This window comes from Rhodanobacter spathiphylli B39 (assembly GCF_000264295.1).
Lineage (GTDB): Bacteria > Pseudomonadota > Gammaproteobacteria > Xanthomonadales > Rhodanobacteraceae > Rhodanobacter > Rhodanobacter spathiphylli.
Genome location: NZ_AJXT01000061.1, coordinates 1 through 5,571, shown reverse-complemented (window position 1 = coordinate 5,571; position 5,571 = coordinate 1). Strand labels below are relative to the sequence as shown.

2 tRNA genes and 3 rRNA genes are annotated in these 5,571 nt (G+C 54.4%); all 5 read left to right on the top strand.

What is annotated here, in order from left to right:
• The first annotated feature begins 297 nt into the window (after nucleotides 1-297).
• The 5 genes from UU7_RS16700 to rrf all read left to right on the top strand — a co-directional run bounded on the left by UU7_RS16700 (nucleotide 298) and on the right by rrf (nucleotide 5,519).
• Nucleotides 298-1,842 (top strand): 16S ribosomal RNA (locus UU7_RS16700).
• 117 nt (nucleotides 1,843-1,959) lie between these two features.
• Nucleotides 1,960-2,036, top strand: a tRNA-Ile gene (locus UU7_RS16695).
• Nucleotides 2,037-2,054: 18 nt separating this feature from the next.
• A tRNA-Ala gene (locus tag UU7_RS16690) sits at nucleotides 2,055-2,130 on the top strand.
• A 211-nt stretch (nucleotides 2,131-2,341) separates the two neighbouring features.
• A 23S ribosomal RNA gene (locus tag UU7_RS16685) occupies nucleotides 2,342-5,223 on the top strand.
• 182 nt (nucleotides 5,224-5,405) lie between these two features.
• Nucleotides 5,406-5,519, top strand: a 5S ribosomal RNA gene (gene rrf, locus UU7_RS16680).
• The 16S, 23S and 5S rRNA genes sit together here with 2 tRNA genes alongside, the layout of an rRNA operon.
• Nucleotides 5,520-5,571: the final 52 nt, after the last annotated feature.

The window sequence follows — 5,571 nt, the reverse complement described above, 5'->3', positions numbered from 1 at the left end:
CTCGAAAAAAGCTTTCACGAGGGTGTTGACGGAGAGGAAAAGCGATGTAGAATGGGCGGCTCACCTAGGACGAAACGTCTTGGGGCGCAAACCGGAAACGGGATGCAAGCGAACGATCTTTGACAGTGTGCGCAGGTGAATTGTGTGGACGTCTTGTGTTGAATGGGTCACGACCTGTCCAAGCAATGCAAGCGTCCCACCAAGTAAAAAGTCAGTAATGAGTTTTGATTGGTTGGGAACAACGCTTCAGAAAGATAGATCATCCATCGCTGCAAGGTGATGACATGGTCGAAAACTTAAGTGAAGAGTTTGATCCTGGCTCAGATTGAACGCTGGCGGCATGCCTAACACATGCAAGTCGAACGGCAGCACAGCAGAGCTTGCTCTGTGGGTGGCGAGTGGCGGACGGGTGAGTAATGCATCGGGACCTACCCAGACGTGGGGGATAACGTAGGGAAACTTACGCTAATACCGCATACGTCCTACGGGAGAAAGCAGGGGACCTTCGGGCCTTGCGCGGTTGGACGGACCGATGTGCGATTAGCTAGTTGGTAGGGTAATGGCCTACCAAGGCGACGATCGCTAGCTGGTCTGAGAGGATGATCAGCCACACTGGGACTGAGACACGGCCCAGACTCCTACGGGAGGCAGCAGTGGGGAATATTGGACAATGGGCGCAAGCCTGATCCAGCAATGCCGCGTGTGTGAAGAAGGCCCTCGGGTTGTAAAGCACTTTTATCAGGAACGAAATACCACGGGTTAATACCCTATGGGGCTGACGGTACCTGAGGAATAAGCACCGGCTAACTTCGTGCCAGCAGCCGCGGTAATACGAAGGGTGCAAGCGTTAATCGGAATTACTGGGCGTAAAGGGTGCGTAGGCGGTTCGTTAAGTCTGTCGTGAAATCCCCGGGCTCAACCTGGGAATGGCGATGGATACTGGCGAGCTAGAGTGTGTCAGAGGATGGTGGAATTCCCGGTGTAGCGGTGAAATGCGTAGAGATCGGGAGGAACATCAGTGGCGAAGGCGGCCATCTGGGACAACACTGACGCTGAAGCACGAAAGCGTGGGGAGCAAACAGGATTAGATACCCTGGTAGTCCACGCCCTAAACGATGCGAACTGGATGTTGGTCTCAACTCGGAGATCAGTGTCGAAGCTAACGCGTTAAGTTCGCCGCCTGGGGAGTACGGTCGCAAGACTGAAACTCAAAGGAATTGACGGGGGCCCGCACAAGCGGTGGAGTATGTGGTTTAATTCGATGCAACGCGAAGAACCTTACCTGGCCTTGACATGTCCGGAATCCTTGAGAGATCGAGGAGTGCCTTCGGGAATCGGAACACAGGTGCTGCATGGCTGTCGTCAGCTCGTGTCGTGAGATGTTGGGTTAAGTCCCGCAACGAGCGCAACCCTTGTCCTTAGTTGCCAGCACGTAATGGTGGGAACTCTAAGGAGACTGCCGGTGACAAACCGGAGGAAGGTGGGGATGACGTCAAGTCATCATGGCCCTTACGGCCAGGGCTACACACGTACTACAATGGTCGGTACAGAGGGTTGCAATACCGCGAGGTGGAGCCAATCCCAGAAAGCCGATCCCAGTCCGGATCGGAGTCTGCAACTCGACTCCGTGAAGTCGGAATCGCTAGTAATCGCGGATCAGCTATGCCGCGGTGAATACGTTCCCGGGCCTTGTACACACCGCCCGTCACACCATGGGAGTGGGTTGCTCCAGAAGGCGTTAGTCTAACCGCAAGGGGGACGACGCCCACGGAGTGGTCCATGACTGGGGTGAAGTCGTAACAAGGTAGCCGTATCGGAAGGTGCGGCTGGATCACCTCCTTTCAAGAAATGACGGCGTGAGTCACTCACGCAAGACGTCCACACAAGACACCTGTACTTCACGCAATCGTTCAACCTAGGTTCCAGGTCGTCTGGTTCAGGTTCTGGGGTTCGATCTCTGGGTCTGTAGCTCAGGTGGTTAGAGCGCACCCCTGATAAGGGTGAGGCCGGTGGTTCGAGTCCACCCAGACCCACCATTATGCCAAGGTTTCCTTGGGGCCTTAGCTCAGCTGGGAGAGCACCTGCTTTGCAAGCAGGGGGTCGTCGGTTCGATCCCGACAGGCTCCACCAAGGTTCGATCCGACGCGTGAAGTATCAGCACACACAAGATTTGTTGAAATCATCCGGCATTGAGGCCGGCGTGATGTTCTTTGAAAACAAGTAAACGAGTGACAAGCGTCTTGGTTCGAAACCGAACCGAGGCAAGTGTTAAGGCACGAAAACGAAGTAACTTGGCTGCACCTGATGAGGGTGCATGCCCCGAGGCGACTTGGGGTTATATGGTCAAGCGACTAAGCGTATACGGTGGATGCCTTGGCAGTCAGAGGCGATGAAGGACGTGGCAGCCTGCGAAAAGTGTCGGGGAGCTGGCAACAAGCTTTGATCCGGCAATGTCCGAATGGGGAAACCCACCGCGCAAGCGGTATTGCATGGTGAATACATAGCCATGCAAGGCGAACCCGGGGAACTGAAATATCTAAGTACCCGGAGGAAAAGAAATCAACCGAGATTCCCTGAGTAGCGACGAGCGAACGGGGACTAGCCCAAAAGCACATTGTGTTCTAGTCAAACGGGATGGAAAGCCCGGCCATAGATGGTGATAGCCCAGTCGACGAAAGGGCACTTTGTGTGAAATTGAGTAAGGCGGGGCACGTGAAACCTTGTCTGAACATGGGGGGACCATCCTCCAAGGCTAAATACTACTGACTGACCGATAGCGAACTAGTACCGTGAGGGAAAGGCGAAAAGAACCCCGGAGAGGGGAGTGAAATAGACCCTGAAACCGTATACGTACAAGCAGTGGAAGCCCGCAAGGGTGACTGCGTACCTTTTGTATAATGGGTCAGCGACTTACTGTCTGTGGCAAGCTTAACCGTATAGGGGAGGCGAAGAGAAATCGAGTCTGAATAGGGCGCATAGTCTCAGGCAGTAGACCCGAAACCGAGTGATCTATCCTTGGCCAGGTTGAAGGTGCGGTAACACGCACTGGAGGACCGAACCCACATCTGTTGCAATAGATGGGGATGAGCTGAGGATAGGAGTGAAAGGCTAAACAAACTCGGAGATAGCTGGTTCTCCTCGAAAGCTATTTAGGTAGCGCCTCGGACGAATCTTCCTGGGGGTAGAGCACTGTTATGGCTAGGGGGTCATCGCGACTTACCAAACCATGGCAAACTCCGAATACCAGGACAGACTATCCGGGAGACACACGGCGGGTGCTAACGTCCGTCGTGAAAAGGGAAACAACCCAGACCCGCAGCTAAGGTCCCAAAGTCATGGCTAAGTGGAAAACGATGTGGAAAGGCATAGACAGCCAGGAGGTTGGCTTAGAAGCAGCCATCCTTTAAAGAAAGCGTAATAGCTCACTGGTCGAGTCGGTCTGCGCGGAAGATTTAACGGGGCTAAGCCATGCACCGAAGCTCGGGGTGTGCACATTTATGTGTACGCGGTAGAGGAGCGTTCCGTAAGCCTGTGAAGGTGTGTTGTAAAGCATGCTGGAGGTATCGGAAGTGCGAATGCTGACATGAGTAACGATAATGGGGGTGAAAAGCCCCCACGCCGAAAGCCCAAGGTTTCCTCGCGCAACGTTCATCGGCGCAGGGTGAGTCGGCCCCTAAGGCGAGGCAGAAATGCGTAGTCGATGGGAAGCAGGTTAATATTCCTGCACTTTTCTTAAGTGCGATGTGGGGACGGAGAAGGTTAGGTCTACCGGGCGTTGGTTGTCCCGGGGAAAGGCGGTAGGCATGGGTCTTAGGCAAATCCGGGACCCTTTATGCCGAGCACCGAGACGAGCCCTTTTGGGCGAAGTGACTGATACCACGCTTCCAGGAAAAGCCACTAAGCTTCAGCTTAAGAAAAACCGTACCGTAAACCGACACTGGTAGGCAGGGTGAGAATCCCAAGGCGCTTGAGAGAACTCGGGTGAAGGAACTAGGCAAAATGGCACCGTAACTTCGGGAGAAGGTGCGCCCTTCGACGTGGTCACATGCGTGACTGAGCGTTGAAGGGTCGCAGTAACCTGGCCGCTGCGACTGTTTATCAAAAACACAGCACTCTGCAAACACGAAAGTGGACGTATAGGGTGTGACGCCTGCCCGGTGCTGGAAGGTTAATTGATGGGGTCAGCCGCAAGGCGAAGCTCTTGATCGAAGCCCCAGTAAACGGCGGCCGTAACTATAACGGTCCTAAGGTAGCGAAATTCCTTGTCGGGTAAGTTCCGACCTGCACGAATGGCGTAACGACAGCGGCGCTGTCTCCACCCGAGACTCAGTGAAATTGAATTCGCTGTGAAGATGCAGCGTTCCCGCGGCAAGACGGAAAGACCCCGTGAACCTTTACTATAGCTTTACACTGAACGTTGAGTTCTTCTGTGTAGGATAGGTGGGAGGCTTTGAAGTGCAGACGCCAGTTTGCATGGAGCCATCCTTGAAATACCACCCTGAAGTGCTTGACGTTCTAACCTCGGCCCGTAATCCGGGTCAGGGACCGTGTATGGTGGGTAGTTTGACTGGGGCGGTCTCCTCCCAAAGAGTAACGGAGGAGCACGAAGGTACGCTCAGCGCGGTCGGACATCGCGCACTGTGTGCAATGGCATAAGCGTGCTTGACTGCGAGATCGACGGATCAAGCAGGTACGAAAGTAGGTCATAGTGATCCGGTGGTTCTGTATGGAAGGGCCATCGCTCAACGGATAAAAGGTACTCCGGGGATAACAGGCTGATACCGCCCAAGAGTTCATATCGACGGCGGTGTTTGGCACCTCGATGTCGGCTCATCACATCCTGGGGCTGTAGCCGGTCCCAAGGGTATGGCTGTTCGCCATTTAAAGTGGTACGCGAGCTGGGTTCAGAACGTCGTGAGACAGTTCGGTCCCTATCTGTCGTGGGCGTTGGAGATTTGAGGGGGGCTGCTCCTAGTACGAGAGGACCGGAGTGGACGTTCCGCTGGTGTTCGGGTTGTCATGCCCATGGCATTGCCCGGTAGCTACGAACGGAAGTGATAACCGCTGAAAGCATCTAAGCGGGAAGCACGCCCCAAGATGAGATCTCCCGAGAGCTTGACTCTCCTTAAGGCACCATCAAGACTAGGTGGTTGATAGGTCAGGTGTGGAAGTGCAGCAATGCATTGAGCTAACTGATACTAATGAGCCGTGAGGCTTGACCATATAACCCCAAGACGCTTCGTTCGTTCCCGAAGCTTGTCTGATTCGAATTTCACCTCGACGCTTGTCACTCGTTTACGATTTATAACGTGAGTTTCCACTCACGGAAATGTCTGGTCAGCTGTATTGACCGGGCCTTTCAAGAAGATGTGGAGCCGGCGCAACAGCGCTGCTCCCACCCCTTCCCTGGCGGCCATAGCGGCGTGGTCCCACCTGATCCCATCCCGAACTCAGAAGTGAAACGCGCATGCGCCGATGGTAGTGTGGCTTTGCCATGCAAGAGTAGGTCACCGCCAGGGGCTTTATCCTGAAACACCCTCACCGGAAACGGTGGGGGTTTTTCTTTGGCGC